The organism is Archangium sp., assembly GCF_045802675.1.
Taxonomy (GTDB): domain Bacteria; phylum Myxococcota; class Myxococcia; order Myxococcales; family Myxococcaceae; genus Archangium.
Map to the genome: position 1 here is coordinate 22,182 of NZ_JBJMQO010000029.1, position 26,186 is coordinate 48,367.

Sequence of the window (26,186 nt, forward strand, 5' to 3'; positions counted from 1 at the left end):
CGGGTTTGACCCAGGGGGATGTGGGGGAATGAAGGGGCTCGCCCCCCGGAAGGCCGGGCCGGAGGGCAATCAGACGCTCTCCCCGGAGGTTTCGGGCCGGGCGCGGGGGTGCTCGTGGCGGGTTGCCCGTCCCCCCGGGCGGGCGTTATGAGGGGCCGCTATGGTTCGCGAAATCCTCATCTGGCCCGATCCCATCCTGAAGCAGAAAGCCAGGCCGGTGACGCGGGTGGACGACACCCTCCGCACCCTGGTCAAGGACATGTTCGAGACCATGTACGCCGCCGATGGCGTGGGGCTCGCCGCGCCGCAGGTGGGCATCCTGCAGCGGGTCATCGTCCTGGACACCCGCCCGCGCCAGCCCGAGTCCCAGCCGCTGGCGATGATCAACCCGGAGCTCATCGCGCTGGAGGGCGAGACGACCTACACCGAGGGCTGCCTGTCCATCCCCGGCGAGGCCGAGGACGTGGACCGCGCCGCGGTGGTGACGGTGAAGTTCCTCGACACCGAGGGCCAGGAGCAGACGCTCACGTGTGACGGGCTGCTGGCCATCGCGGTGCAGCACGAGACGGACCACCTCAACGGCACCGTCTTCGTGGACCACGTCTCCACGCTCAAGCGCGAGCTCATCCGCAAGCGGATGAAGCGCGTCAAGGCGTCTCGCGAGGACCAGCAGTCGGTCTAGTCCGCACGCCCTTTTTCGGGCAGAGGTCCGCCACGGGGCAGCGCTCGCACGCGGGCGCCCGCGCGAAGCAGGTCCTCCGCCCGTGCCACACGAGGAGCTGGTGGCCCTTGGCCCACCGCTCCGGCGGCAGCAGGGCCCGCATGTCCTCCTCCACCTTGTCCGGGTCTTCGTGGCGGGTGAATCCCAGCCGGTACGCGAGCCGCTTCACGTGGGTGTCCACCGGGAAGGCGTCATCTCCGCCCAGGTGGATGCACACCACGCCGGCCGTCTTGTGGCCCACGCCGGGCAGCGTCTCGAGCGCGGCGCGCGAGCGGGGCACCTCGCCGCCGTGCTCCTTCACCAGGGCCCTGGCCGCCGCGACGAGGTTCTTCGCCTTGGCGCGGTACAGGCCGCACGACTGGATGAAGGGCTCCACCTCCTCGACTCCGGCGCGGGCGTACGCGTGCGCGTCCGGGAAGCGCTGGAAGAGGGCGGGCGTCACCAGGTTCACGCGCTTGTCCGTGCACTGCGCGGAGAGGATGACCGCCACCAGCAGCTCCAGCGGGGTGCGATAGTCCAGCTCGATGCGCACGTCCGGCATGGCCCGCTCCAGCCGGTCCATCACCTCCGCCGCCCGCTTCCGCTTCGACTCCGCTGTCTCTCGCGCCACACGGCCGCTGTATGACGAACCGACCTCTGACGTAAAGCAGTTTTCACGACCTCCCAGGACACCCTCAGGATTCCATGAAGCCCATCGACTTCCGCTCCGACACCGTGACGAAGCCCACCCCCGCCATGCGCCGCGCCATGGCCGACGCCGAGGTGGGGGACGACGTCTATGGCGAGGACCCCACCGTGCGCCGGCTCGAGGAGCGCATCGCCGAGCGGCTCGGGCTGCCGGCGGCGCTCTTCGTGCCCACGGGGACGCAGGCCAATCAAATCGCCATGGGCCTGCACTGCCGCCCGGGGGACGAGGTACTGGCCGAGGCGGGCAGCCACATCTTCCACAACGAGAGCGGCGCGCTGTCGGGCCTGTGGAGCGTGCAGCCCGGCCCCCTGGCGGGCGAGCGGGGACTCTTCACGCCCGAGCAGGTGACGGCGGCGGTGCGCACGGACTTCATGAGCCCGCGCTCGCGGCTGGTGTCGCTGGAGAACACGCACAACCGGAGCGGGGGGCGGGTGTGGCCGCTGGAGCGCTTCCGGGCGGTGGTGGAGGCGGCGCGGGCGGCCGGCCTGGCGGTGCACCTGGACGGGGCGCGCCTGTTCAACGCGTCGGTGGCCACGGGCACGCCGGCCTCGGCGTGGGCCTCGCTCACGGACACCACGGCGGTGTGCTTCTCCAAGGGCCTGGGTGCTCCGGTGGGCTCGGCGCTGCTGGGCTCGAAGGAGCTCATCTCCGAGGCGCGCCGGCTGCGCAAGCGCCTGGGTGGAGCCATGCGCCAGGTGGGCATCCTCGCCGCCGGGGCGCTCCACGCGCTGGAGAACCACGTGGAGCGGCTCGCCGAGGACCACGTCCACGCTCGCCGGCTCGCCGCGGGCCTGGCGGAGCTGCCCGGAGTGAAGGTGGACCCGGCGCAGGTGGAGACGAACATGGTCGTCGCCGACTTCCCCCTGCCCGTGTCGCGGATGCTGCCGGTGCTGAAGGAGCACGGGGTGCTGTGCGGCGGCTCGGGCGCCGGGCCCCATTCCGTCCGGCTGGTGACACATCTGGATGTGTCCGGGGTGGACATCGACGAGGCGCTGGGGCGCATCCGCCGGGCCCTGGCTGGCTGATTCCCGGGACGTTGGTAGACTGGGCGGCGCTTGCGTCGTCTCGCCGCCCTCCTCCTGCTCGTCCTGTCGGCGTGTGCCGCTCCCCGCGCGCGCCAGAAGATGAGTTTCGCCGAGCTGTATGCCCAGGACGCGCGCTCCGCGCCCCCGGCCAGCGCGCAGGCGCCCGGTGTGTCCCAGGCGGCGAGCAAGAAGATGCCCCAGGCGCGCAGGAAGGGGGCGCCGCTGGAGGACGCCCCGGCCTCGATGGAGCTGCGGGCCGCGCTGGCGGCGTTCGCGGACCTGGCGCGCGGCGCGCGGGGGCAGGTGACGCGGGGCAGCGCCATGCCGCCAGCCCAGGCGGACAACTGGCGGCGGATGAACGCCACCATGGATGACTTCCTCAGGCAGCCGGTGCGCAAGACGTCCTCGCTGGACGTGGTGCGCGCCCGCGTGACGCTGGAGGCCGAGCTGGAGCAGGACGCGCGCGCCTACGGGGACATCCCCTCGGAGCTGGCCGACGCGGTGCTCGCCCGGGTGGACCTGCTCGCGGTGCGCATGGCCGAGCTGCGCCACCTCCAGCTCAAGCCCTCGAAGAAGCCCCTTCAGTTCGCCTGGCCGGTGGATCCGGTCGTCATCACCAGCGTCTTCGGCAGCCGGGTGCACCCCATCACCGGCGAGGAGCGCGAGCACCAGGGCCTGGATCTGGCGGCGAAGCCGGGGCAGCTCGTGTCGGCCGCGGCGCGGGGCGTGGTGGTGCGGGCCGGGTGGAATGGTGGCCACGGCAACCAGGTGGTCCTCCAGCACGACGGGGACGTCACCACCCGCTACAGCCACCTGTCGCGCGTGCTGGTGGAGCCCGGTGACGTGCTCGAGCAGGGCGACGTGGTGGGCGCGGCCGGCAAGACGGGGCTGGCCACGGGCGTGCACCTGCACTTCGAAATCTGGCACGGCGGCGAGCCGGAGGATCCGCTCGACCAGATGGGCCCCACCGACTCGGGCGAGGAGCCCGCCTTCGTGCGCCACGAGGAGCACCCGTCCCCTGGAACGCGGCAGGGGCGCCGTCCCGTAGTCGGACGACGCCCCTGAGGTCGGAGCGCGCTCGCGGGCTACCGCGGGTTACAGCGAGTTCTTCAGCTCCTTGGCGGGCCGGAAGCCGATCGTCTTCGACGCCTTGAGCTTCATCATCTCGTTGGTCTGCGGGTTGCGGATCTTCCGCGCCTTGCGAGAGCGGACCGACCAGGTGCCGAAGCCGGGGTAGCTGAAGCGCTGGTCCTTCTTCACCGCCTTGCCGATGTTGGCGAAGACGATGTCGAGAATCTCCGCCGCCGACTTCTTCGTCAGCCGCGATTGCGCCGCCACCACCTCCACGAGCTCTGCCTTGGTCATCCGCTCCTCCATGCCGCGTTGAATTGCGAAAGCCTGGGGTTGGTAACAAATCGCTCTTTTGTCTGTCAATGCTGGCAACGGTTGCGAGGCCGGAAGATCGGCCTCCGCGCGATTCGCGAGGAATTTGACCGCGCGCCCCGCTCCTCTAGAGAGAAGAAGCACGTTTTCCCTCGGGCCGCCCTCGGGCCGCCCTCGGGAGGGCTCCGGGGACGGAGACGTATGGGTGTGATCGATTGAGAGGGTTTTTCTTTGTCATTTCGATCACTTGCGTGGGCATTGCTGATCCCGATGGGCACAGAAGGCTGGCAGGTAATAGTGTGAGCGGCCGAATGCTCCGCTGCCTGCTGATGATCGCCTGCCTGACGTTTCCAGCCTGCGGGGCCCGTCCCGCGCTGATCCCCCCCGGGGAGTCCACGGCGCGGGACGGCTGGTGGGTGGACGGCGCAGGGCGCGAGGCCGGGGACGGCTCGCGGGAGAGGCCCTTCGGCTCGCTGGCGGAGGCGCTGGAGCGGGTGGGGCCGCGGGGCCCGTCGCTCCGGGTGCACCTGGCACCGGGGCGGTACGAGGGCCCCTTCGAGCTGCCCGCCGGGCTGGAGTTGGTGGGGGAGGGCGCGGTGCTGCATGGGGAGGGGGCCAGGCCGGTGGTGCGGGCCGCGGAGGGGGCGCTCTTGAGGGGCCTCGAGCTCCAGGGCGGGGGGTGGGGGCTGGAGGCGGCCGGGGAGGTGCGGCTGGAGTCGGTGCACTTCAGCGGGCAGGCCACGGGGGCGGTGCGGATGGGGGCGGGGCGCCTGGTGGTGGTGGGGGGCGGGTTCGAGGCCGGTGCGGCGGGGGCCGTGGGGGTGCAACTGGAGGAGGGCGCGTACGCGGAGGTGCGGGAGGCCGCGTTCACCGGGGCCTTCCGGCGGGGCGTGGAGGCGAAGGGGGCGGTGGTGGAGCTGGAGTCGGTGCGCTTCCAGGGGACGATGACGGCGGTGCACCAGGCGCGAGGGCGGGTGCGGCTGCGGCACGTGGTGGTGCGGGGCGGGCCCGAGGTGGGGCTCTTCGTCCAACGGGGCACGCTGCTGCTCGAGGACGTCACCGTCACCGGGCACGAGTATGGCCTGCAGGGCCTCGAGGCCACGGTGGAGGGGAGGGGCTTCACCTCGGTGCGCGCGAGCCGGGCGGGGGTGGCGCTCATCGGCTCGCGGGGCACGCTGGAGGAGACGGTGGTGCTGGGCAGCGGTGGCTTCGGGGCGCTGTCGCTGGTGGGCTCGGAGCTGGTGCTGCGCGGCGTCCGGGTGGACGGGGCGGATGCGTACGGCATCGCGGCCACGCGCGGGCGGCTCCGGCTCGAGCGGGTCGTCATCACCCGCCTGACGACGCGCGAGGGGGATTCGGGGGACGGGCTGCACCTGCGCGACACCGAGGTGGAGGTGGAGGGGCTCGTGGTGCGCGGCGTGGCGGGGGCGGGCGTGCTGGCGGCGCAGGGCTCGCGGGTGGTGCTGCGCGATGTGTCGCTGGAGTCCTGCAAGGAGGCCGGCGTGTGGGCCGAGACGCTGGCGAAGGTGACGGCCACGGGCCTGGAGGTGCGGGGCTCGGGAGGGCCCGCGCTGGTGGCGCTCGAGGACGGGGTGATGCGGGTGGACGCGCTCACGGCGCGGGACAACGCCGCGGGGCTCGTGATGGCGGACTGTCAGGGCACCACCGGGGTGCAGCTGGGCCACGTCGTGGGGCAGGGCCCGGCTCAGGACGCCGCGGGCTCCGGGGCGGCGGCCTGCGTGGTGACGGACTCTCCCTGAGCCTCGTCGCGAATGCGCGTGGCGAGCGGCGTGGCACGGGCCTCCAACCAGCCGCGCACCTCGGGCTGGATTTCCAGCGGTGCACCCGTGCCGAAGAGCAGGTCTCCGTGCCCGTAGTCCATCTTGTCGCCGCGCTCGCAGCCGAAGATGTGCAGCTTCTTGTCCGGTGAGCCGACCAGCTCGTATTGCGCGCGCAGGTTCTTCGGCGGCGCGAGCCGGTCCACGCTCCCGCCCATCACCATCACCGGCAGCGTCAGCCGCGAGAGCCCCGCGCGCCAGTCCACGCTCCCGTCGAAGGAGCGGAAGGCGTCGTGGTCGATCCAATCCTGGAACTGCCGCAGCACGTTGCGGCTCATCGACGCCATCATGTTCGCGTAGACCTTGCGCTGGGTGGTGGGGGGGATGTGCTTGGGGTTGATGATGACGTCGGAGAGGGGAAGGGTGACGTAGCCGAGGAAGGGGGCCAGGGTGCGGCTGAGCCACTCGTTGCGGAAGCCACGAGGCCACGCGGCGCGGGCGCCCACGTAGATGAGCCGGCGGATGAGCGGATCCGGCGGGAAGAACACAGGCGAGCCCAGCGCGAGCAGTCCCGCGAGCCGCTTTCCCTCGGGCCCCTGCGCGGTGGCGTAGCCCACGAGTCCGCCCAGGGAATGGCCGACCCAGAACGCGCGCCGGGCGCCGGTCTGCGCGAGGGCCAGCGCGATGAGCGCGGGCGCGTCCTGGGTGACGAGGTCATCCACGGTGACGTCCGGCCAGTGCAGGCCCGGGGGCGAGCGCCGCGAATGGCCGATGCCTCGCCACTCCACGCTGAAGCAGTCGAAGCCGGCGTCGGTGAGGGCGTGGGCGAGCGAGTAGGGCGGCTCGAAGTCGAAGGTACAACGATTGGCGGCGAGCCCGTGGCACAGCAGCACGGGCTCCTCGAAGCGCCGGTGCGCGGCGCGGCGCACGTGCACGGTCAGCTCCCAGCCGTCCTGGCAGCGGGTCTTGAGCTGCTCGGGAGGCGTCGTGCGCAGGCGGTACCACCAGCGCACGGCGAGCACCCACACCGCGTTGACCACCGCGAGTGCGAGCACTGTGAGCACCAACCACGAAGTCCAACGCGCTGCGTCCATCATCCCTCCGGGAGAACGGGCAAATAAAACCCTGATATGGTCCGTTTCTCCCCGGCTTTCACCGGACCGGCCAGTGGCCGACATAGGAGGCAGGAGAACAGATGAGATCCCGCAAGTTGTTGTTCATCCTGCCGAATCTGTTCACCGTCACCTCCATCCTGGGCGGCTTCTACGCGATGACGCTGTGCTCGGGGGAGGCGGGCCCCACGCAGCTGTACCAGGCGGCCCTGGCCATCCTCTTCGCCATGTTCTGCGACGGCTTCGACGGCCGGGTGGCCCGCCTGACGAAGACGCAGAGCGACTTCGGGATGCAGCTCGACAGCCTGGCGGACTGCGTGTCGTTCGGCGCCGCGCCCGGCCTCCTGGTCTACAAATGGGCGCTCGAGCCCCTGGGCTTCCTCGGCCTGTTCCTCTCCTTCGCCTTCGCCGCGTGTGGCGCGCTGCGGCTCGCGCGCTTCAACGTGCTCGCCATGCGCAGCCCGCAGGGCGGTGGCGGCGGCTTCTTCGTCGGCCTGCCCATTCCGCTCGCGGCCGGCGTGCTCGTGTCGATGATCATCGCCCACCACGCGGCCACGGGCGGTGAGGTGCTGGAGGCGGCGGCGCGCGGCCCGGTGGCGGTGGCCTCCACGCTGCTCGCGCTGCTGATGGTGTCCACGGTCCGCTACCGGACCTTCAAGGACCTGCGCCTGTCTCCGCGCTCGGCGCTGGTGCTCATGCTGGTGCTCGCCACGGGCGTCATCATCGGCACCCGCTTCCACCCGGCCTACGTGCTGGTGGCCTATTCGTTCGCCTACCTCGTCTTTGGCCTCGTCGAGTCCGCCTTCGGGGTGCGCAAGCGCCTCGTGGCCCGGAAGGTGGCGAGCGGAGCGGCGGTGGCGGCCGTCCTCGAGGAGGAGGACGACGAGGACGAGGACGAGGACGAGCTGGACGACGAGGACGAGCAGAACGTGGCGTAGTCCCCACGGACTGTACGTGCCGGGGAGGGCGGGTGCGGCTAGGATGCGCCGCCCATGCGCGTCGAGCTGCTGTGCACCGGTGACGAGCTCGTCACCGGACTGACCACCGACACCAACAGCCCCTCCCTGGAGGCGCGGCTCTTCGAGCTGGGCGTCAAGGTGCGGCGGGTGGTGCTGGTGGGGGACGTTCGCGAGGACATCACCCAGGCCCTGCGGGAGGCCGCCACCCGGGCGGACGTGGTCATCGTCTCGGGAGGGCTGGGCCCCACGGCGGACGACTTCACCGCCGAGTGCGCCGCGGTGGCCGCGGGAGTGCCGCTCGTGGAGGATGCCGGGACGCTCCAGTTCCTCCGGGAGCGGGCGGCGAAGCGGGGCCGGGAGCTGACGCCCAACGTGGCCCGCATGGCGAGGGTGCCCGAGGGCTCGGAGGTGGTGCCCAACCCCGTGGGGGCCGCGCCGCTGTTCATCGTGCGGATGGGAGGCTGCCGGCTCTTCTTCCTGCCGGGCGTGCCGAGCGAGTACCGGGCGCTGGTGAACGGCGAGGTGCTGCCGCGCGTGCGGGCGGAGCTGGAGAAGCGGCCCGTGCGCACGTACCGGGCCTTCCGCCTGCTGCACACGATGGGCATTCCCGAGTCGGTGCTCGACGTGCGCGTGGCTCCGTTGGCCAGGGCGCATCCCCGGGTGGTGTTCGGCTTCCGCACGCACGCGCCGGAGAACCAGCTCAAGCTGATGGCCGAGGCGCCCTCTCAGGCCGAGGCCGAGGCCGCCCTGGCCGCCGCCGAGGCCGCCGCGCGCCAGGAGTTGGGCCGGGCGGTGTACGGCGCGGACGGGGACACCTACCACGGGGTGCTGGGCAGGCTGCTGACGGAGGCGAAGGCCACGTTGGCGCTGGCGGAGAGCTGTACCGGAGGCCTCATCGCGACGCAGCTCACCGGGGTGCCGGGGGCGAGCAACTTCCTGATGGGCGGCGCTGTCGTCTACACCGAGAAGATGAAGACGGCGTGGGCGGGAGTCCCCGAGTCACTGCTGGCCCGGCACGGGGCCGTCTCGCGCCCGGTGGCGATCGCCATGGCCGAGGGCATCCGAGCGGCGTGCGAGACGACGTATGGCCTGTCGGTGACGGGGTTCGCGGGCCCGACGGGGGGCACGCCCGAGGAGCCGGTGGGAACCGTCTACTGTGCGCTCGCGGAGGCGGGGGCTGCGACCCGCTGCGAGCGATTCTCCATTCCAGGCGATCGGGACATGGTGCGTCTCTTCGCCGCCTCGAACGCGCTCGAGCTGTTGCGTGAGCGCCTGCTGACCGTTGCCGCCCCATGAGCCGCTCCAAGTCCAAGCGTTCCAAGCAGTCCGCGTCCGGCTCTACTGCCGCGCCTCGTCCACCCACGTCCACGCCGTCCGCTCCCGAGCCCACGGCCGAGGCTCGCACCCCCTCCGAGAGCCCGGCGGGCAGCGGGACGGCACCGTCGCATGCGGCGCCCACGGTGCCCGCGGACGCGAAGGGTGGGGTGGTGGGGGCGGTGCTGAAGATGTGGCTGGCGGCGTACCGGGTGGAGGTGGTGCTCTTCCTGGTGAGCTTCGCGGTGCTGGCGAGCTTCAGCTCTCAGCGTTTCCTGCGGCAGAGCGAGGCGCCGCACTTCGTGTACCAGGCGAAGGCGTGGCTGGAGGGGCGGTTGGACCTGGATCCCGAGGTGTTGCCGAACCTCGAGGACTGGGCGTGCGTGCGCGAGGTGGCGGGGCAGAAGGTGCGGTGCGAGGGGCCGCTGCGGCCGGGAGACCGCTGGTACGTGAGCTTCCCGTCGTTCCCGGCGGTGGTGATGCTGCCCTTCGTGGCGGTGAACGGCTACCAGTTCAACGACACCTCCTTCGGAGTCATCGTCGGGGCGTTGGCGGTGGCGCTCTTCTACTCGCTGCTGCGCTTCCTCGCGAAGGAGGGGGAGACAACACGAGACCAGACGGAGAACGTGGGCCTGGCGCTGATTCTGGCGTTCGGGACGCTCTTCTTCTACGCGGCGATTCGCGGAGAGGTGTGGTTCAGCGCGGAAGTGATGGGCGTGGTCTTCACGTGCCTCTACGTGCGCAACGCGGTGAAGGCGCACCGCCCGGTGCTCGCGGGTCTCTTCTTCTCGATGGCGACGCTCACGCGCACGCCGCTGCTGTTCACCGGGCTCTTCTTCGTGCTGGAGGCGCTGTGCCCCGGGCCCGACCGGCTCGAGCAATTGAAGGCCCTGGGGGCCCACTGGAAGCCCGCGGCGCGCAAGCTGGGCCTGTTCGCGCTCGGGGCGGCGCCGCTCGCGCTGCTGGCGGCGGCCTACAACGTCTACCGCTTCGGCAGCCCGGGGCAGTTCGGCCACGCGTTCCTCTACAACAACCGCGTCAACGTGGACATCGACCGCTGGGGCCTCTTCCACCCGGTCTACCTGCAGCGCAACCTGGAGGCGGCCTTCCTCGAGCTGCCGGGTATCTCGCTCCACCCGCTGCGGCTGGCGTATGACCCGCATGGCCTGTCGTTGCTGCTGACGTTGCCGCTGCTCGTCTTCCTGGTGGTGCCGAAGCTGAGGCCGCGCCTGCACTGGCCGTTGTGGCTCACCGTGGCGGTGACGGCGCTGCCCGGGCTCTTCTACCAGAACGACGGTTACATGCAGTTCGGCTTCCGGTTCAGCATCGACTACACGCCCTACCTGCTGCTGCTCTTCGCCATTGGGGGCTGGTCCCTGCGCAACCGGGCCGTTCTGGCGGTGGTGGCCCTCGGGGTGTTGGTGAACTTCTGGGGCGCGGTGGCCTTCCGGGGCTACACCGAGCTTGTCCGGAACTGGTAGGGGCGGGCGCGTCGGCTTGACCGGCCGCCCCCGGGCGAGCAGATAACGGGACGTGACACAACCGCCTTCAGGATCCACTCCGCCCTCGGGGCCGCCGCCTCCGGGCAAACGCTGGCACACCCGCGAGGACAGCGGCATCCGGCTCGATGCCCGGCTACGCTGGTGGCACGACGACGAGCCCATCGAGCACCCGCGCATCATCGAGCTCTTCAACGCCTCGCTCGTGCTCGACGAGGAGGGGCGCTACCAGCTCCGGATTGGCCACGACTGGTGCTACGTCCAGGTGGAGGACGCCGCCTACGAGGTGCGCACCGTGGACGTCACCGAGGACGAGCGGGTGTCCGTGCGCCTGAGCGATCGCACCGCCGAGGCGCTCGAGCCCGCCACGCTGGGCATGGACTCCGAGGGCGTCCTCACCTGCCGGGTGAAGGGAGGGCGGGCCGGAGCACGCTTCTCCCGGGACGCCCAGTACCAGCTCGGTGAGCTGATGGAGCAGGACGAGGGCGGCCGCTTGTACCTGCGGGCAGGCCAGCGCCGCCTCGCGGTGCCGGTATCGCTCGAGGCCCCGGGCACCTAGGCCATCGCCCCGGGCGCCTCCAGCTCGGCGTTCGCGTTGGCGCTCGGCGCGGGGACGGGGAGGGGCGCGCCCACCAGTTCCCGGGCGATCGCCTCCATGGCGTCCGGGTGCTCGCGCAGCCACTCCGTGGCGCGTTCGCGGCCCTGACCAATGCGCTCGCCGCGCAGGCTGAAGTGGCTGCCCGCCTTGTCCACCAGGCCCGCCTGCACGCCGAGGTCCAGCACCTCGCCCGCGCGGTGGATGCCCACGCCGTACAGCAGATCGAACTCCGTCTCCTGGAAGGGCGGGGCCACCTTGTTCTTCACCACCTTCACCTTCGCCCGAGTGCCCACCACGCTCTCGCCGTCCTTGAGGTTGCTCGTGCGGCGGATCTCCATGCGCACCGACGAGTAGAACTTCAGCGCGTTGCCGCCCGTGGTCGTCTCCGGGTTGCCGAACACCACGCCGATCTTCATGCGGATCTGGTTGATGAAGATGATGCAGCACCCCGAGCGGCTCACCGCGCCCGTGAGCTTGCGCAGCGCCTGGCTCATCAGCCGCGCCTGCACGCCCATGTGCGCATCGCCCATCTCGCCCTCGATCTCCGCGCGCGGCACCAGCGCCGCCACCGAGTCCACCACGATGAGGTCCACCGCCCCCGAGCGCACGAGCTGCTCGGTGATTTCCAGCGCCTGCTCACCGGTGTCTGGCTGGGAGATGAGCAGCTCTTCCACGCGCACGCCCAGCTTGCGCGCGTAGTTGACGTCGAGCGCGTGCTCCGCGTCGATGAAGGCCGCCACGCCGCCCTGCGCCTGCACCTGAGCGATGGCATGCAGGGTGAGCGTCGTCTTGCCCGAGGACTCGTTGCCGAACACCTCCACCACGCGTCCGCGCGGGTAGCCGCCCACGCCGAGCGCCCGGTCCAGGCCCACCGAGCCCGTGGGGATGACGGCCACCTTCTGCTCGCGCACCTCGCCGCCCAGGGGCATGACCGCGCCCTTGCCGAACTGCTTCTCGATCGCCGCCACCGCCGCCGCCACCGCCTTCAGCTTCTCCGTCAGCTTGTTCATCGTCGCACCTCGCCGCCCTTGTTGAGTGGGGCCGCGCCTCGGAGCCGGAATGGCCCGTGCGCGCCGCGAGGAGCATGAGCAACGGCCGTGCCGCGCCTGTCTCCCTCGGAGGGCGAGGCGCGAGGGCGTCCCGTTACGCGCGAGGTGTCCCGCGCGGTGGAGCGCCAGGCTTCACGGCGAGGCGCGCGGAGGAGGCGAGCGGCTTCAGGCCGGGGTCTCGGAGCTGCCGGTGTCCGAGTCCGAGTCGCTCCCCGAGGAGAGCTCATTCTCGGGCACGCCGCCCGCGCCGCCGATATCGCGGTGGAGCTGGGTGATGGCGTCGCGCACCTGGTGCATGAGGGCCTCGCGCGCGCGTCCCCTGAGCCCCGCGGTGGCGATGGGCGAGCCCAGCTTCACGCGGATGGGGTGGCGCCGCAGCCGGGCGCTGCCGGGGGGGAGCATGCCGCGCGTGCCCTCGATGGCGATGGGGATGATGGGCACGCCGGCCTCCACGGCCAGGGCGAAGGAGCCCTTCTTGAAGGGGAGGATGCGCCCGTCCTTCGAGCGCGTGCCCTCGGGGAAGGCGAGGATGTTGGAGCCGGCGCGGATGCGCTCTCCGGCCCGCTTGAGGCCGCGCATGGCCTCGCGGCTGTTGGAGCGGTTGATGAAGATCATCCCCGTGCCCGCCATGTACCAGCCGAGGAAGGGAATCCACTTGAGCACGTGCTTGGCGATGAAGCGGATGTTGACGGGAATCACCGCGAACGCGACGGGGATGTCGAAGTTGGACTGGTGATTCATCAAGAAGATGTGGGGCTGGCTCCAGTCGACGTCGGGCAGGGGCTCGACGGTGAGGGGCGAGCCGGTGATGCGCCAGTGCATGGGCGCCCAGAAGCGTCGCGCCATCATCAGGGGCAGCTCCCCGTTGAGCGAGAGGAGGGCCGCCAGCCCGGACGCGGTAATCCAGAACACCAGCCACAGGACGAGGAAGACGGCCTGGAAGAGTGCGATGAAAGGGGACAGGAGCGTCATCAACCGGCCTTCTAGCTTGCCCCAGGGCCGCCGGGTACGGTGTAGCGAGGGGGGCGTCGATTCCATTGAAAATCCCCTCGCCGGGAGTGACCTCCAGACCATGGACGACCAGGGCGACAAGCTTCCGCATGTGGTGATCCTCGGGGGTGGTTTTGGTGGCCTGTACGCGGCGCGTTCGCTGCGCGACGCTCCGGTGCGAGTCACCGTGGTGGACCGGCGGAACCACCACCTCTTCCAGCCGCTGCTGTACCAGGTGGCGACGGCGACGCTGAGCCCGGGGGAGATCGCCTCGCCGATCCGCGGCCTGCTGAGCAGGGAGTCGACGGTGTTGCTCGCCGAGGTGACGGGCGTGGACGTGGCGGGCAAGCGCGTGCTGTTGGGGGACGGCGAGCTGTCCTACGACTACCTGGTCGTCGCCACGGGAGCGACGCACTCGTACTTTGGCCATGACGAGTGGGCGAAGTACGCGTTGGGGCTGAAGACGATCGACGACGCGCTGGAGATCCGCCGCCGGGTATTGCTGGCCTTCGAGATGGCCGAGCGCGAGCCGGATCCGGTGCGCCGCCGCGAGCTGCTCACCTTCGTCATCATCGGAGCGGGGCCCACGGGGGTGGAGATGGCGGGGTCGCTGGCGGAGATCTCCCGGCACACGCTGGCGAGGGACTTCCACAACATCGACCCGTCGCAGGCGCGCATCCTGTTGCTCGAGGGCGTGGCGCGAGTGCTGCCCATCTATCCGGAGCCGCTGTCGGAGAAGGCGCGGCGAGCGTTGGAGAAGCTCGGGGTGGAGGTCCGCACGGACACGCGGGTGACCCACATCGACGGGACGGGTGTGTTCATCGGGGAGGAGCACCTCCCGACGAGGAACATCATCTGGGCCGCGGGAGTGGCCGCTTCACCCGTGGCGCGCTCGCTGGGGGCGGAGCTGGACCGGGCGGGCCGGGTCCAGGTGTCGCCCGAGCTGACGCTTCCCGGCCATCCGGAGGTCTTCGTCATCGGAGACCTGGCGCACTTCGTCCAGGACGGCGCGCCCATTCCGGGAGTGGCGCCCGCGGCCATCCAGCAGGGCAAGCACGCGGCGCGCAACATCCGCCGCCACCTGGAGGGCAAGGCGCTGGAGCCCTTCCACTACTGGGACCGGGGCACCTACGCGGTCATCGGGCGTGGCAAGGCGGTGGGAGTGGCCTTCCGGCGCTTCGCGTCCTCGGGCTTCAGCGCGTGGCTGGCGTGGCTCGGCATCCACATCCTGTTCCTCATCGGATTCCGCAGCAAGCTGGCGGTGCTGCTGGACTGGGCGTACTCGTTCATCGCCTTCAAGCGCTCGGCGCGGCTCATCACCGGTCCGCTGCCCGAGCTGGTACGGCCCGAGAGGGTAGGGGAGAGCCCGCTCAAGGCTCGTCCGGGGGCGGCGGGTTCCACGCGGGACGCTGCGGCCGGCTGAGGGCGTCCTGCCGTGAGGGGGGACCGCCCAGGGTGTTGGTGTGCAGCCAGTTCCTGCGGTCGATCTGCCGGCAGTCGATGGCCAGGTTCATGTCCACCTCCTCGATGCGCTCGTGGCCCTCGAGGTCCGCTCGGGAGCGGGCCAGCTTGAGGATGCGGTCATGGGCGCGGGCGGACAGGCCGTATTGGAGCACGGCCTTCGCGAGCCGCTTCTCGGCGAGCGGAGAGGGCTTGCAGTAGCGGTACAGCAGCCGCACGGGCATCTGGGCATTGCAGTGCACGCCCGGCTCATCGCGGAAGCGGAAGCGCTGGCGTTCGCGCGCGGCCTCCACGCGCTCGCGGTAGTGCGAGTTGGTCGGCTCCGCTTCGCCGTTCCGGGAGATGTGGTGGTACTCCACGGGACGCGTCTGCAGGGTGATGTCGATGCGGTCCAACAGGGGCCCGCTCACCCGCGAGTGGTAGTCGAGGATGCGGTACTCCTTGCACTGGCAGTGGTGTCCGGGGACGTTGAAGTAGCCGCATGGGCAGGGGTTCATGGCCGCCACCAGCATCACCCGGCAGGGGTAGGTGACATGGTGGGTGGCGCGCGCCAGGTGGATGGAGCCTTCCTCCATCGGTTGGCGCAGCACCTCCAGCACGTTCTTGCGGAACTCGGGCAGCTCATCGAGGAAGAGCACCCCATGGTGCGCGAGGGAGAGCTCTCCGGGCCTCGTGGCCGGGCCGCCGCCCACCAGTCCCGCGTCGGAGATGGTGTGGTGGGGAGCGCGGAAGGGCCGCTCGCGCATCAGCGCCTGGTCCTCTCCGAGCAGGCCGAGCACGGAGTAGATCTTCGTCACCTCCAGGGCCTCCTCGAAGGTCATCGTGGGGAGGATGCCGGGCAGCCGCCGGGCGAGCATCGTCTTGCCCGAGCCAGGGGGGCCGCACAGCAACACGTTGTGGCCTCCAGCGGCGGCCAATTCCAGCGCCGTCTTGAGGTCGGCCTGTCCCCGGACGTCGGACATGTCGAGGGGCATCTGGCGGGCCCGGGAGGGCGCGGGGGCGCCGTTCTCGCGGGTGAAGGCGGGCAGGGGCTTCTCTCCGGTGAGGTGCTCCACCGCCTCGCGCAGGTGGCTGACGGCGAAGACCTGGAGGCCCTCCACGAGTGCCGCCTCGGCCGCGTTCGCCGTCGGCACCATCACGCCCCGGTAACCCCCATCCCGAGCCGCCACGGCCAGTGGCAGCACGCCCTTGATGGGCTTCACCCACCCATCCAGCGACAGCTCGCCGCCGAAGAGGTAGTGCGACAGGGGCTCTTCTTCCATGAGCTTCGCCGCCGCCAGCACGCCCAGGGCGATGGGCAGCTCGAAGGCGGCCCCCTCCTTGCGGATGTCCGCCGGGGCCAGGTTCACCGTGATCCGCTTCGAGGGCAGCTCGAAGCCGCAGTTCTTCAGCGCGGAGACGACGCGCACCTTGGACTCGCGCACCGCCCCCTCCGGGAGCCCGACCACGTTGAAATAAGGCAATCCGAGGGCCATATCCACCTCGCACTCCACCACCACCGCGTCGATACCCATCAACGCGCCCGACCTCACCCGCGCCAGCATGTCCCGCCCTCCCAAGGGTCCTCCCCCCGCGAGAGCAATGCGCGTACCCGGCCCTTCTCCGAGGGAGAGCCCCCACCGCCGTGTCCCCGGGCGCGGATGGCGCGTCCCACTCGCGGAGCACCTCCGTCCCGGCGCCCTGCTCGTACCGCGGGGCAGGAAGCGGACAGCCCACATGGAACTCGGTTACACTAACGGGCCATGGAACACACCGCCCCGGCCCCGCATCCGGAAAGCCCTCCCCGGTCCGTCCACGTCCGCCGCGCTGACCTGAAGCGCAACGCGCGGCTGAAGCTGACGTTCGCCATCTTCCGCTTCTGCCTCTACGGAATGGTGGGACTGTCCTCGGAGATCTTCTTCTACAACCTGGTGCGCATCGCCCGGCACGTACCGGGACTGGAGCTGCTCTTCCGCTTCCAGTGGCGCGTGGATGACCGGCTGCCGCTCAACGACATCTGGGACACGCCCGTGGCGGCGGCGTACGGCCAGTGCTCGCTGTGGATGTTCGTCATCTACGGGGTGGCCTGCTTCTACTTCGTCGAGGCCATCTACCGGCGCACCTTCCGCCAGCACCTCCTGCTGCGCGCGGTGCTCTACGGCAACGCCATCCTCCTCTTCGAGGGCCTCAGCGGGCTGTTCCTGGAGAAGCTGACGGGCTACCGCATCTGGTACTACGCGGGCAGCGGCGCCATCCTGTGGCAGATGACCTCGCTCTACATCCTGCCCATCTGGATGGTGACGGGGCTCATCGCCGAGCTCATCTACAGGGAGCTGATGGATCCGGACCTGGTGGCGGCCCTGGAGTCGCCCTTGCCGGCCACGCCCGAGGAGACGGCGGCCTCGCTCCAGTTGATGCAGTAGGTGCAGCCGTGGCCGTCGTAGCCCTTCATCTCGATGCGGATGTTCTCCGCGCCGGCCGTCCGCAGGCCGGCGTGGAGGATGCCCGAGGTGAACGTGGGCAGCGAGCCCACCTCGTTCATCCACAGCTCGAACTGGCGCGGACCGAGTTCCTTGAGGCGTGACTCGGTGTAGTTGTTGCCCGCCCGGAAGTTCTGTGTGGCCCGCATGAGGGCGCGCTTGGGCCCCAGCACGCGCAAGAGCGAGAGCACGGCGCGGCCCAGCATGGTCTCGCGGAAGCCGTCGATGCAGGCCTCGCCAATCTTGAAGGCTCCCTGCTCCAGGGGCACGCCGGGGTAGAGCTCCTCCGCCGTGATGCGGAGGAACGTCATCCACGCGTCGAAGGGGTAGGCGGGGCGGAGCTTCTGATCCAGGTTCAACCCGGCCTGGCGCAGTCTCGCCTTGCAGGCAGGCGGGAGGCGCCCGTGCAGAGCGCGCACGAAGACTGCTTCGATGGTCTGCTCAAACACCAGGAGCTCGTCAGCCATGAGAATTTTACACTCTAGCCGACGAGCCCCTGGATGTGAACCGCACTGAGACTACGGGGCCGGAGCGGGGGCCGGCGCCGGGACGGCTCCCGGATCCACACCCACCGGAGCGGCGGGGGCGTTCGGGATGTCCTCGGTGGCCATGCCCAGCACGAAAGCACCGGCCTGCTTGGCGCCGTCGAAGGCGGCCACCAGCTTGCCGTAGTTGGCCTTGTCGTCCGCCACGAAGAAGACGATGCGGTCCTCCTTCTTCTTGGCGGTCAGCATGCGCTTGAGCTTGGCGATGTAGTCGGTCCCCGACACCTGCTCCGTGTTGATGGCGAGGTTGCCGTCGACGTCCAGCTTGACGATGAGCTGGCTGTCATCCTGCGGCATCTCCGTCTGCGGGGTCTCTTCCGTCTCCGGAATGCGCACCTCGATGTCCTTCTCGAGGAGCGGCGTGACGACCATGAAGATGATGAGCAGCACCAGCACCACGTCCACCAGCGGCGTGACGTTGATGTCGGAGTTGGGCGGGGTGGAGGGCTTGACGAACTTGCGGGTGGCCATGGCTAGTTCTTCTGCTCCTCGACACCGAGGAAGACCTTCTTGGCCTTCGCCTTGCGGGTGATCTCCATCACCTGGCGCACATCACCCACGGAGAGGGTGCTGTCCCCCTTGAGGAGGAGCTTCTTGTTGGGCAGGTAGGCCAGCGTGTCCTTCAGCTTGGCCTCCAGAGCGGCCGCGTCGAACTCGTCCTGCTCCACGAACATCTTCTTGTCCGCGGTGACGGAGAGGATGACGGGGTCTGGATCCGTGCCCTTCTTTTCGTCCTCCACCTTGGCCGCCTTGGGCAGGGTGACGGACTTCCCACGCTGAAGCATGGGCGTGATGACCATGAAGATGATGAGGAGCACCAGCACCACGTCCACCAGTGGCGTGACGTTGATGTCGCTCTTCGGGCCCCCTTGAGAGCCGCCTACGGACATTCCCATGCGTGCACCTGTTGCCAGAAAGATGAGAGCGCCCGCCCCACGTGGGGTCTCCCTCTTCAGGAGACCCGTCGCACGAGGAGGCGGGCTGGGAGCTCTCGGGTGAGACTAGGCCTGCGGGGAGTGCGAGCCACCGCCCAGGTTGCGCGCGACCACGTCGAGGAACTCGTTGGACGACTCGGAGATGTCCACCGAGCGGGCGTCCACCCAGCCCGACAGGAAGTTGTAGGCCATGACCGCCGGGATGGCCACCAGCAGACCGAAGGCCGTGGTGATGAGCGCCTCGGCGATACCGGCCGAGATGGTGCCCAGACCGCCGGCGCCCGAGGCCGCCATCAGCTGGAACGCGGTCACGATACCCATCGTGGTGCCGAGCAGACCCACGAACGGGGCCGTGGAGCCCACCGTGGCCAGCACGCCCAGACCGCGCTTGAGGCTCTGCACCTCACGCTGCGCCTGGCGCTCCAGCGCGCGCGCCACCGACTCCACCGCCACGTCCTTGTCGGACGGGCTGATGCGGTAGGCCGTCAGGCCGGAGCTGATGACGCGGCCCAGGTGGCCGATCTCCTTGCCCATGTTGGTGTTGGCGGCCTGCTGCAGGTCGCCCTTGGCCAGGATGGCGCCCATCTTCGCGGCGAAGTTGCGCGAGTCCTTGCGCGTCTTGCGGAAGACGATGATGCGCTCGGCCATCACCACCAGAGAGGAGATGGACATGATCGCCAGGGCGAAGATGATGCCGCGGGCGAACGGACCCGTGTTGGCCCAGATGCCAGCAATCGTGAAGTTAGTAGAGTGATCCATGTGGGGGGAAGCGCTCCTCCTCGAGCGCGGTTGGGTACGGCAGTTACGACAGAAGGTGCAGCCCGATCAGCGGGGCAGGCTCAGACGGATGTTGAAGGTGTAGTCGACCTGGACGGGCCGACCCTGGAACGTCACCGGCTTGTAGCGCTGAGCATACAGCGATTCCAACACGGCCTGATCCATATGGGGAAGAGGCTTGATGATGCGGCAGCGCTCGACCGCTCCCTCGGTCGTGATGACGCACTTGACGATCATCAGGCCCTGCACGCGCGCCTCGAGGGCCTCGCGGGTGTACTGAGGGGCCGGACCAGACAGCTTCTCGGGGCGCGTCATTCCCGCGCCGAACGGAAGCACGTCCGTTCCCGTGCTGCCCACCTGTCCACCCAGCACTCCGCCGACCACGCCACCCACCACGCCGCCGATCACCCCGCCCTCGACGCCGCCCTCGACGCCGCCCTCCACGTCCTCCTCGGTGGTCTCCTCCTCCTCCTTGGAGTTGGGATCCGGCTCCACCTCGGGCGGCTTCTCCTTGGGGATCTCCTTGGGCTGGATGATGACGTCCGGCTTCTTCACCACCGTCTTATGGGTGGTGTTCTTCTTCTTCGCCGGAGGCGGCGGAGGAGGCGGAGGCGCGGCGGCCATCTGCGGCGGCGCCATGGCCTGCTTGAAGGTCACCTCCACTTCCTTCTCCTTCTCCGGAGGAGGCCGCGTGGAGAGCCAGATCGCGAAACCGAACAGGCCAAGATGAAGGACGACCGAGATAACGGTACCCAGGCCGACGCGGGACTTGGGCCCTTGTCCGCGGTCAAGGACAGAGTCGAACATGCGCTACGCTCCTCTACTCCGGTTCCGGTGGACACCCACCTCGTCCCGTCCGGATCGCAAAAGGCGCGCTACATTACAAAAACCGGGGACGGGTGCAAGTGACCCCACCCTGGAAGGCCACCTGCCTGGTCGCGCAATGCCCCAGTAGTTGCCAAAAAGCAACGGCATATTGACAACTGGCGGACCTCCGCTATTTTCCCAGACCATTTTAGTTGCAGTGCAGCTCACCCTTGGAGGGGTTCTCAGCATGCAAGTAAGACGGATGCTCCGGGCAACTGGAGTGGTCGTGGTCGCGAGCCTGTCGTACGGGACTGCGGCCTACGCCGATAGCGTGATTGTCGGTGCGGTGGTCAGCGCCGAAACCAAGAAGCCGGTCCCGGATGTGGTCGTTACGGCTACCTCGCCCAACCTTCAGGGCGAGCAGGTCGTGGTGACGGACGCCCAGGGTCAGTACCGCATTCCCCAGCTGCCGCCGGGTGTCTACACCCTGCGGTTCGACAAGGAGTCGTTCCGTCCCTTCTCGCGCCCGGAGGTCCAGCTGCGTCTGGACCGCACCATCCGCGTGAACGTGGAGCTGCTGCCCGAGGGCATGGTCGAGGAGATCATCGTCAAGGGTACGCCTCCCACCATCGACGTGGGCTCGACCAGCACGGGCGTCAACGTCGATCAGGACTTCATCAAGCGCATCGCGGTGAACCGTCCCGGCGGCAAGGCCGGTGCGACCCGCTCCTTCGAGTCCCTGGCCGAGCTCGCCCCTGGCGCGCAGAGCGACTCGTACGGCGTGTCCATCAACGGCACCACGTCCCCTGAGAACGGGTACGTGATCGACGGTCTGTCCACGAACGACCCGGCCTTCGGCCTCAACGCCAGCCCGCTGAGCGTGGAGTTCGTGCAGGACGTCAACATCATCACCGGCGGTTACATGCCGGAGTACGGCCGCTCCACGGGCGGTGTGGTCAACGCGGTGACGAAGTCGGGCTCCAACGAGTTCCACGGCTCCGTCTACGGCACCGTGACCCCGGGCGCCCTCGAGGGCACGCGCACCCAGGTGCGGAGCGCCGCCTCGGTGATCACCGGCGTGAACAACCTCAACGTCATGGGCGACGTCGGCGCCACCCTCGGTGGTCCGATCATCAAGGACAAGCTGTGGTTCTTCGCCGGTGTGGCCCCGTCCTACAGCAGCTACACCCACACCCGTGCCCTCAACCGCTACCTGACGGAGACCTACGTCTCCAACAAGGGCGCGGACGGCGTCGAGGGGACCGCGGACGACACCATCAGCGCGCGCGTGCTCAAGGACGATCGCGGCTTCAACCGCTCCGAGCTCATCCCGGGCTCCCAGCGTGAGCTCCAGTCCAGCGCCCAGAGCCTGCAGTACATGGGCAAGCTGACGTACCTCATCAACCAGGACCACAACGTGTCGCTGTCCGTGGCGGGCACTCCCAGCTCGTCCGGTGGTAACGGCACGCTGTCGATCGACCCGCAGTCGGGCGGTCTGTTCGCGCGCATCAACGGCGATCCGGACAGCAAGGCGTACGGTTACTCGCAGGAGCTGGCCAGCTCCACGTCCGTGGCCATGAAGTACGCGGGCGCCTTCGCGGAGAAGAAGGTCCTGGTGGACGCGAACCTCGGCTGGTTCCACCAGACGGCCTCCACGCTGCCCTCGGACGGCTCCGGCCCGCTCGACACGGCGGACCGCTCCAAGCTGGCGGGCCTGTCGCTGGTGCAGTACCGCATGCGCCGGCCGATCTGGTACTACGAGCCCAGCATCCCCAACATCCAGGAGCTCTGCAACGAGAACGTCCCGGGTGTCTCGGTGGCCAATTCGGGCAAGGTGGCCTGCCCCACCACGAGCTACCTCTCCGGTGGCCCGGGCACCATCAACGACGGTAAGCTGGACCGCGTCCAGGCCAACGCCAAGGGCACCTACCTGCTCAACGCGCTGGGCAGCCACGTGTTCAAGGCCGGCGCCGACATCGAGCTGCTGCGCTTCGAGAACACCAAGGGCTTCTCCGGTGGCGTGACGCTGCTGGAGGAGACCAACGGCTCGGCGTGGCAGGACTACCGCCGCTACGGCTACCAGATCGGGCCGGATCAGGCCTTCGGTCTGGACTACCTGAAGAACACCACCACGAGCACCACGGCGGGTGGCTTCCTCCAGGACAGCTGGACGATCGCCAACCGGGTGACGCTCAACGTGGGCGTTCGCTACGACGCGCAGTGGCTGTACGGCGGTGACGGCAACCTGGCCTTCGTGCTGGGCAACCAGGTCTCCCCGCGCCTCGGCGTGATCGTGGACCCGCTCGCCAACGGCCGTGCGAAGGTGTACGCCAACTTCGCGCGCTACTACGAGCAGGTGCCCATCGACCTGCTGGACCGCGCCTTCCCGTCCGAGAAGCGCTACGTCGCCTACCGCGCCGCCGGTGCGGGCGCGTGCGATCCCGACAGCATCGACACCGCCGCGGGCCAGGCCCAGTGCGTGCAGGACGCCAACGTCGTGTCGGTCAGCGATGCCACGGGTCTCAACCCGAGCTTCAGCCACATCGGTGGCAAGGCCGACCCGGAGCCGGTGGATCCCGCCATCAAGCCCCAGTCCTCGGACGAGCTGCTCTTCGGCGCCGAGTACGAGCTCCTGGCCAACATCCGCCTGGGTGCGTCCTACACCCACCGCTCCATGAACTCGGTCATCGAGGACATGAGCCGGGACGACGGCAACACGTACTTCCTGGGCAACCCCGGCGAGGGCTTCGCTCAGGAGTTCCCCAAGGCGACGCGTAACTACGACGCGGTGACGGTGTTCCTCAACCGCACGTTCAGCGACGGCTGGCTGGCTCAGGGTAGCTACACCTACTCGAAGCTGGTCGGTAACTACGCGGGTCTGTTCCGCCCGGAGAACGGCCAGCTGGATCCGAACATCAACTCGGACTTCGACCTGGTCAGCCTCCTGGAGAACCGCACGGGTCTGCTGCCCTACGATCGCACCCACGCCATCAAGCTCTTCGGCGCCAAGGAGTTCAACCTCTCCAACGACCTGAGCGCGAGCGTCGGTCTGTCCTACCGCGGCAACTCCGGTACGCCCATCAGCTACCTGGGTGCCCACTGGGCCTACGGCCAGCAGGAGGCGTTCATCCTGGATCGCGGCGCCGGTGGCCGTACTCCCTGGATCAACAACATCGATTCCAACATCGGTGTGAACTACCGCCTGAACAAGACCAACGTCGTCTCGCTCAGCCTGGACGTGTTCAACCTGTTCAACTTCCAGGGTGTCACGGCGGTTGATCAGGTCTACACGACCCTGGCGGTCAAGCCCATCGAGGGCGGCAAGGCCGCCAACGGCGAGCTGACCCCGGACCAGGTGATCTTCGACGGCCCCGGCGCTCGTCACGGCCAGGCGCTGACCGAGGCCGACCTGAACCTGAACTTCAAGCAGCCCACCTCGTACCAGACCCCGCGGCAGATCCGCGTTGGACTGAAGTACACGTTCTAAGAACGCCAGCCGATTGGGACTCCAAGAAATGAGCAAGCGTATTGTCACTGCGGTGGCCCTCCTGGGTGCTGCCGGTTTCGTCTCTGGCTGCAGCATCGAGCAGCCGTCCGCTGGCTGCATCGTGCAGGACGCCACGGACGCTCCCTGGCAGGCCGTCTACATCCTGAAGAACCCCGCCGATGCCTCCAAGTCGTGCGGTCAGCTCCAGGGTGAAGCGCTCGGCGTGTTCAAGTTCGTGAACCCGTACCCGGACCAGCACCCGGGCGTGCCCGCCTCGCGGCTGGCCATCCGTCCGGAGGGGACCGCGTCCCGGTTCGAGTACACGTACACGTACGGCGTGACCAACGCCGACGGGACGCCGAAGATCGACCCCAAGACGGGCAAGCAGGTGAAGAAGACCGTCACCGAGCCCCGCGTCGATCTGGAGAGCATGACGGCCGATGAGGCCCTGACGGTGCAGCAGGCCGCCACGGGCATGTCGGCCTCGCTGGCCGATCAGCCCGACGACAAGGGTCTGTGCAAGGCCTCCGGTTTCGAGTCCGCCAAGGTTTCGGCGAGCGAGATCCGGCACGAGGTCACCGACGAGGTGCTCGTCACCGCCGAGAACATCTCCTACAAGTTCGGGGATGTGTTCGTGTACTCGCACCCGTCCGCTCCGGGCACCCAGCTCGAGGGCTCGCTGACCTACACGGACGACAACTGCTCGGCCGAGTACCGGGTGCTGGCGCTGTGGCCGCAGATTGCCTGCGACCCGGATGCCTTCGCCAACCCCACGCCGGAGAACGCGGCTGACCGCTGCGGCGAGGGCTCGGGTCTCAACCCGGACTTCGACGCGGTGTGCGTGGCCGGCATCGCCGGTGGCGACGGTGGCTGCGTGCCCAACCCCGCGAAGGGCGTGCCGGCCTTCAAGTAAGGGCTCGGCCTCTGCGAGGCTGACCTGAAGTGAATCGCGGCCCCGGTTGCTCCTCCCCCACGTGGGAGTGGCAGCCCGGGGCCGCGGTGTTTATGGACGGTTGAACTCCGCTTCGAGTCTTTCCGGGAAGGTGCATGGAGGGTCGGTACTCACTGGTCGAACGTGTCGCGGCGCTGCTCGCCGATGAGCAGGGAACGCTCCGCAAGGAGGCGCCCTACCGGGTGGCCCTCTGCTACCCGAGCCCCTACCACGTGGGGATGAGCTCGCTCGGCTACCAGGCCATGTACCGGGAGATTCACGAGCACCCCGGGGCCACCGCCGAGCGCGCCTTCCTCCCCGATGACGTGGAGGTGTACCGCCGCACGCGCACGCCCCTCTTCACCTTCGAGTCCCAGGCCCCCGTCTCCAGCTTCCACATGCTGGCCTTCTCGGTGGCGTACGAGCTGGAGCTCTCCGGGCTCTTCTCCATGCTGGAACTCTCCGGCATTCCCCTCCTCAAGGAGGAGCGAGACGAGCGCCACCCCGTCATCGTCGCCGGTGGGCCGCTCACCTTCTCCAATCCGGACCCCCTCGAGCCCTTCGTGGACGTCATCGTGCAGGGCGAGGCGGAGGACCTCATCCACGTGCTGCTGGAGGCCGCGGCGTCCCTGGACAAGGACGCGCTGCTCACGCACCTCGCGGGCATCCCCGGCTTCCGGGTGGCCGGACGGGGTGGCAAGCGCTACCACGTCGCCAAGGCCGCCGATGCCCGGCTGCCGGCGCGCACGGCCATCGTCACCCCGCACACGGAGCTGCGCTCGATGTTCCTCATCGAGCCGGAGCGCGGCTGCTCGCGCGGGTGCCACTACTGCGTCATGCGGCGCACCACCAACGGGGGCATGCGCACCGTGCCGCCCGAGCGGGTGCTCTCCCTCATCCCCGAGCATGCGAAGCGCGTGGGCCTCGTCGGCGCCGCCGTGACGGACCACCCGCGCATCGTCGAGCTGCTGCGGGCCCTCGTGGACTCGGGCCGGGAGGTGGGCGTGTCCTCGCTGCGCGCGGACCGGCTCACCCAGGAGCTGGTGGATCAGCTGCGGCGCGGAGGGGCCACCAACCTCACCGTGGCCGCCGACGGCGCCTCGCAGCGCATGCGCGATCTGGTGGACCGCAAGCACTCGGAGGAGCAGATCGTCCGGGCGGCGAACTTCGCCAGGACGGCCGGGATGCGGCAGCTCAAGGTGTACAACGTCGTGGGCCTCCCGCTGGAGGAGGACGCGGACGTGGACGAGCTGGCCCGCTTCACCGTGGAGCTGTCGAAAATCCTCCCGGTGGCGCTCGGCGTGGCGCCCTTCGTGGCCAAGCGCAACACCCCCCTGGACGGAGCCCCCTTCGCCGGCATCCGCGAGGTGGAGGGCCGGCTGGAGCGGCTGCGGCGGGGCCTCAAGGGCCGTGCCGAGGTCCGGCCCACCTCGGCCCGCTGGGCCTGGGTGGAGTACATGCTCGCCCAGTGTGGCCCCGAGGCCGGTCTGGCCGCCATGGACGCCTGGAAGGCCGGAGGCAGCTTCGCGGCCTACAAGCGCGCCTTCCTGGAGCGCGGCTGCGTGCCCTACGTGGCCCGCCGCGTGGAGGACGGACGGCGCCGGCCCACCGAGTGGCCCCTCGTGCAGAACGTGGCTCCGCCCTACGTCTGACACCTGCCTCGCGCCG

General features: G+C 69.5%; 24 protein-coding genes. 13 read left to right on the forward strand and 11 right to left on the reverse strand.

The features are described from left to right. Positions 1-160 precede the first annotated feature (160 nt). The gene (def, locus tag ACJ8AN_RS08600; protein WP_407754774.1) at positions 161-682 is read left to right on the forward strand and encodes a peptide deformylase; all 522 of its coding nucleotides are present in this window, start codon (positions 161-163) and stop codon (positions 680-682) included. On the opposite strand, the gene nth is transcribed toward def, so the two are convergent. Next, positions 648-1,331: an endonuclease III gene (nth, locus tag ACJ8AN_RS08605; protein ID WP_407754775.1), complete on the reverse strand. Its 684-nt coding sequence runs from the start codon at positions 1,329-1,331 to the stop codon at positions 648-650. The two genes, def and nth, sit on opposite strands and share 35 nt — an antisense overlap. 74 nt (positions 1,332-1,405) lie before the next feature. Between nth and ACJ8AN_RS08610 the strand changes: the two genes are divergently transcribed. Beyond that, the gene (locus ACJ8AN_RS08610) at positions 1,406-2,434 is read left to right on the forward strand and encodes a threonine aldolase family protein (RefSeq protein WP_407754776.1); all 1,029 of its coding nucleotides are present in this window, start codon (positions 1,406-1,408) and stop codon (positions 2,432-2,434) included. 30 nt (positions 2,435-2,464) lie between these two features. Beyond that, positions 2,465-3,499, forward strand: a complete 1,035-nt coding sequence (locus ACJ8AN_RS08615; protein ID WP_407754777.1) for a M23 family metallopeptidase — start codon at positions 2,465-2,467, stop codon at positions 3,497-3,499. A 30-nt stretch (positions 3,500-3,529) separates the two neighbouring features. Here the strand turns inward: ACJ8AN_RS08615 and ACJ8AN_RS08620 are convergent, their stop codons facing one another. Next, the gene (locus ACJ8AN_RS08620) at positions 3,530-3,799 is read right to left on the reverse strand and encodes an HU family DNA-binding protein (RefSeq protein WP_108073827.1); all 270 of its coding nucleotides are present in this window, start codon (positions 3,797-3,799) and stop codon (positions 3,530-3,532) included. Between the two features lie 329 nt (positions 3,800-4,128). On the opposite strand from ACJ8AN_RS08620, the gene ACJ8AN_RS08625 reads away from it, so the two are divergent. Next, positions 4,129-5,577 carry a hypothetical protein gene (locus tag ACJ8AN_RS08625; RefSeq protein ID WP_407754778.1) on the forward strand — a complete coding sequence of 483 codons (1,449 nt, stop codon included), beginning with the start codon at positions 4,129-4,131 and terminating at the stop codon, positions 5,575-5,577. Here the strand turns inward: ACJ8AN_RS08625 and ACJ8AN_RS08630 are convergent. After that, entirely contained in the window at positions 5,523-6,689 is a 1,167-nt protein-coding gene (locus tag ACJ8AN_RS08630) for an alpha/beta fold hydrolase (protein ID WP_407754779.1), read from the reverse strand. The two genes, ACJ8AN_RS08625 and ACJ8AN_RS08630, sit on opposite strands and share 55 nt — an antisense overlap. A gap of 101 nt (positions 6,690-6,790) precedes the next feature. Here ACJ8AN_RS08630 and pssA point away from each other — a divergent pair, with 101 nt between their 5' ends. The 4 genes from pssA to ACJ8AN_RS08650 are packed head-to-tail and all read left to right on the forward strand — an operon-like array spanning position 6,791 to position 11,038. Then, on the forward strand, positions 6,791-7,645 hold the full coding sequence (pssA, locus tag ACJ8AN_RS08635) for a CDP-diacylglycerol--serine O-phosphatidyltransferase (RefSeq protein WP_407754780.1): 855 nt from the start codon (positions 6,791-6,793) through the stop codon (positions 7,643-7,645). 54 nt (positions 7,646-7,699) lie between these two features. Continuing rightward, positions 7,700-8,962 carry a CinA family nicotinamide mononucleotide deamidase-related protein gene (locus tag ACJ8AN_RS08640; RefSeq protein ID WP_407754781.1) on the forward strand — a complete coding sequence of 421 codons (1,263 nt, stop codon included), beginning with the start codon at positions 7,700-7,702 and terminating at the stop codon, positions 8,960-8,962. Further along, positions 8,959-10,461 carry a hypothetical protein gene (locus tag ACJ8AN_RS08645; protein WP_407754782.1) on the forward strand — a complete coding sequence of 501 codons (1,503 nt, stop codon included), beginning with the start codon at positions 8,959-8,961 and terminating at the stop codon, positions 10,459-10,461. Before ACJ8AN_RS08640 ends, ACJ8AN_RS08645 begins: the two co-directional genes overlap by 4 nt. 52 nt (positions 10,462-10,513) lie before the next feature. Beyond that, on the forward strand, positions 10,514-11,038 hold the full coding sequence (locus tag ACJ8AN_RS08650; protein ID WP_407754783.1) for a DUF1285 domain-containing protein: 525 nt from the start codon (positions 10,514-10,516) through the stop codon (positions 11,036-11,038). Here ACJ8AN_RS08650 and recA read toward each other — a convergent pair. Continuing rightward, the gene (recA, locus tag ACJ8AN_RS08655) at positions 11,035-12,087 is read right to left on the reverse strand and encodes a recombinase RecA (protein ID WP_407754784.1); all 1,053 of its coding nucleotides are present in this window, start codon (positions 12,085-12,087) and stop codon (positions 11,035-11,037) included. The two genes, ACJ8AN_RS08650 and recA, sit on opposite strands and share 4 nt — an antisense overlap. A gap of 204 nt (positions 12,088-12,291) precedes the next feature. Beyond that, positions 12,292-13,098, reverse strand: a complete 807-nt coding sequence (locus tag ACJ8AN_RS08660) for a lysophospholipid acyltransferase family protein (RefSeq protein ID WP_407754785.1) — start codon at positions 13,096-13,098, stop codon at positions 12,292-12,294. A 100-nt stretch (positions 13,099-13,198) separates the two neighbouring features. Here ACJ8AN_RS08660 and ACJ8AN_RS08665 point away from each other — a divergent pair, with 100 nt between their 5' ends. Next, positions 13,199-14,539, forward strand: coding sequence for an NAD(P)/FAD-dependent oxidoreductase (locus tag ACJ8AN_RS08665; RefSeq protein WP_407754786.1), 1,341 nt, complete (start codon positions 13,199-13,201; stop codon positions 14,537-14,539). On the opposite strand, the gene ACJ8AN_RS08670 is transcribed toward ACJ8AN_RS08665, so the two are convergent. Continuing rightward, positions 14,487-16,121 (reverse strand): YifB family Mg chelatase-like AAA ATPase, encoded by a 1,635-nt coding sequence (locus tag ACJ8AN_RS08670; RefSeq protein ID WP_407754787.1) that lies wholly within the window; start codon positions 16,119-16,121, stop codon positions 14,487-14,489. The two genes, ACJ8AN_RS08665 and ACJ8AN_RS08670, sit on opposite strands and share 53 nt — an antisense overlap. Positions 16,122-16,319: 198 nt before the next feature. Between ACJ8AN_RS08670 and ACJ8AN_RS08675 the strand changes: the two genes are divergently transcribed. Then, positions 16,320-16,979 (forward strand): hypothetical protein, encoded by a 660-nt coding sequence (locus tag ACJ8AN_RS08675; protein ID WP_407754788.1) that lies wholly within the window; start codon positions 16,320-16,322, stop codon positions 16,977-16,979. Here ACJ8AN_RS08675 and ACJ8AN_RS08680 read toward each other — a convergent pair. The 5 genes from ACJ8AN_RS08680 to ACJ8AN_RS08700 all read right to left on the reverse strand — a co-directional run bounded on the left by ACJ8AN_RS08680 (position 16,880) and on the right by ACJ8AN_RS08700 (position 20,100). After that, positions 16,880-17,503, reverse strand: coding sequence for a DUF2378 family protein (locus ACJ8AN_RS08680; protein ID WP_407754789.1), 624 nt, complete (start codon positions 17,501-17,503; stop codon positions 16,880-16,882). The two genes, ACJ8AN_RS08675 and ACJ8AN_RS08680, sit on opposite strands and share 100 nt — an antisense overlap. 51 nt (positions 17,504-17,554) lie before the next feature. After that, positions 17,555-18,052, reverse strand: coding sequence for an ExbD/TolR family protein (locus tag ACJ8AN_RS08685; RefSeq protein WP_407754790.1), 498 nt, complete (start codon positions 18,050-18,052; stop codon positions 17,555-17,557). A gap of 2 nt (positions 18,053-18,054) precedes the next feature. Then, positions 18,055-18,477, reverse strand: a complete 423-nt coding sequence (locus ACJ8AN_RS08690; RefSeq protein WP_407754791.1) for an ExbD/TolR family protein — start codon at positions 18,475-18,477, stop codon at positions 18,055-18,057. A 105-nt stretch (positions 18,478-18,582) separates the two neighbouring features. Then, positions 18,583-19,275, reverse strand: coding sequence for a MotA/TolQ/ExbB proton channel family protein (locus ACJ8AN_RS08695; protein WP_407754792.1), 693 nt, complete (start codon positions 19,273-19,275; stop codon positions 18,583-18,585). 66 nt (positions 19,276-19,341) lie between these two features. Then, the gene (locus tag ACJ8AN_RS08700; protein ID WP_407754793.1) at positions 19,342-20,100 is read right to left on the reverse strand and encodes an energy transducer TonB; all 759 of its coding nucleotides are present in this window, start codon (positions 20,098-20,100) and stop codon (positions 19,342-19,344) included. Between the two features lie 247 nt (positions 20,101-20,347). On the opposite strand from ACJ8AN_RS08700, the gene ACJ8AN_RS08705 reads away from it, so the two are divergent. From ACJ8AN_RS08705 to ACJ8AN_RS08715, 3 genes are all read left to right on the forward strand, one after another. After that, positions 20,348-23,587 carry a TonB-dependent receptor domain-containing protein gene (locus tag ACJ8AN_RS08705; protein WP_407754794.1) on the forward strand — a complete coding sequence of 1,080 codons (3,240 nt, stop codon included), beginning with the start codon at positions 20,348-20,350 and terminating at the stop codon, positions 23,585-23,587. A gap of 28 nt (positions 23,588-23,615) precedes the next feature. Next, positions 23,616-24,500, forward strand: coding sequence for a hypothetical protein (locus ACJ8AN_RS08710; RefSeq protein ID WP_407754795.1), 885 nt, complete (start codon positions 23,616-23,618; stop codon positions 24,498-24,500). Between the two features lie 134 nt (positions 24,501-24,634). Beyond that, a complete protein-coding gene (locus ACJ8AN_RS08715; RefSeq protein ID WP_407754796.1) occupies positions 24,635-26,170 on the forward strand; it encodes a radical SAM protein in 1,536 nt (511 codons plus the stop codon). Positions 26,171-26,186 lie beyond the last annotated feature (16 nt).

Excerpts from the sequence above, each read along its gene's own strand:
- def (WP_407754774.1), top strand. The coding sequence starts at position 161 with ATGGTTCGCGAAATCCTCATCTGGCCCGATCCCATCCTGAAGCAGAAA.
- ACJ8AN_RS08610 (WP_407754776.1), top strand. The coding sequence starts at position 1,406 with ATGAAGCCCATCGACTTCCGCTCCGACACCGTGACGAAGCCCACCCCC.
- ACJ8AN_RS08620 (WP_108073827.1), bottom strand. The coding sequence starts at position 3,799 with ATGACCAAGGCAGAGCTCGTGGAGGTGGTGGCGGCGCAATCGCGGCTG.
- ACJ8AN_RS08625 (WP_407754778.1), top strand. The coding sequence starts at position 4,129 with ATGCTCCGCTGCCTGCTGATGATCGCCTGCCTGACGTTTCCAGCCTGC.
- ACJ8AN_RS08630 (WP_407754779.1), bottom strand. The coding sequence starts at position 6,689 with ATGGACGCAGCGCGTTGGACTTCGTGGTTGGTGCTCACAGTGCTCGCA.
- pssA (WP_407754780.1), top strand. The coding sequence starts at position 6,791 with ATGAGATCCCGCAAGTTGTTGTTCATCCTGCCGAATCTGTTCACCGTC.
- ACJ8AN_RS08640 (WP_407754781.1), top strand. The coding sequence starts at position 7,700 with ATGCGCGTCGAGCTGCTGTGCACCGGTGACGAGCTCGTCACCGGACTG.
- ACJ8AN_RS08645 (WP_407754782.1), top strand. The coding sequence starts at position 8,959 with ATGAGCCGCTCCAAGTCCAAGCGTTCCAAGCAGTCCGCGTCCGGCTCT.
- recA (WP_407754784.1), bottom strand. The coding sequence starts at position 12,087 with ATGAACAAGCTGACGGAGAAGCTGAAGGCGGTGGCGGCGGCGGTGGCG.
- ACJ8AN_RS08660 (WP_407754785.1), bottom strand. The coding sequence starts at position 13,098 with ATGACGCTCCTGTCCCCTTTCATCGCACTCTTCCAGGCCGTCTTCCTC.
- ACJ8AN_RS08665 (WP_407754786.1), top strand. The coding sequence starts at position 13,199 with ATGGACGACCAGGGCGACAAGCTTCCGCATGTGGTGATCCTCGGGGGT.
- ACJ8AN_RS08670 (WP_407754787.1), bottom strand. The coding sequence starts at position 16,121 with ATGCTGGCGCGGGTGAGGTCGGGCGCGTTGATGGGTATCGACGCGGTG.
- ACJ8AN_RS08675 (WP_407754788.1), top strand. The coding sequence starts at position 16,320 with ATGGAACACACCGCCCCGGCCCCGCATCCGGAAAGCCCTCCCCGGTCC.
- ACJ8AN_RS08680 (WP_407754789.1), bottom strand. The coding sequence starts at position 17,503 with ATGGCTGACGAGCTCCTGGTGTTTGAGCAGACCATCGAAGCAGTCTTC.
- ACJ8AN_RS08685 (WP_407754790.1), bottom strand. The coding sequence starts at position 18,052 with ATGGCCACCCGCAAGTTCGTCAAGCCCTCCACCCCGCCCAACTCCGAC.
- ACJ8AN_RS08690 (WP_407754791.1), bottom strand. The coding sequence starts at position 18,477 with ATGGGAATGTCCGTAGGCGGCTCTCAAGGGGGCCCGAAGAGCGACATC.
- ACJ8AN_RS08695 (WP_407754792.1), bottom strand. The coding sequence starts at position 19,275 with ATGGATCACTCTACTAACTTCACGATTGCTGGCATCTGGGCCAACACG.
- ACJ8AN_RS08700 (WP_407754793.1), bottom strand. The coding sequence starts at position 20,100 with ATGTTCGACTCTGTCCTTGACCGCGGACAAGGGCCCAAGTCCCGCGTC.
- ACJ8AN_RS08705 (WP_407754794.1), top strand. The coding sequence starts at position 20,348 with ATGCAAGTAAGACGGATGCTCCGGGCAACTGGAGTGGTCGTGGTCGCG.
- ACJ8AN_RS08710 (WP_407754795.1), top strand. The coding sequence starts at position 23,616 with ATGAGCAAGCGTATTGTCACTGCGGTGGCCCTCCTGGGTGCTGCCGGT.
- ACJ8AN_RS08715 (WP_407754796.1), top strand. The coding sequence starts at position 24,635 with ATGGAGGGTCGGTACTCACTGGTCGAACGTGTCGCGGCGCTGCTCGCC.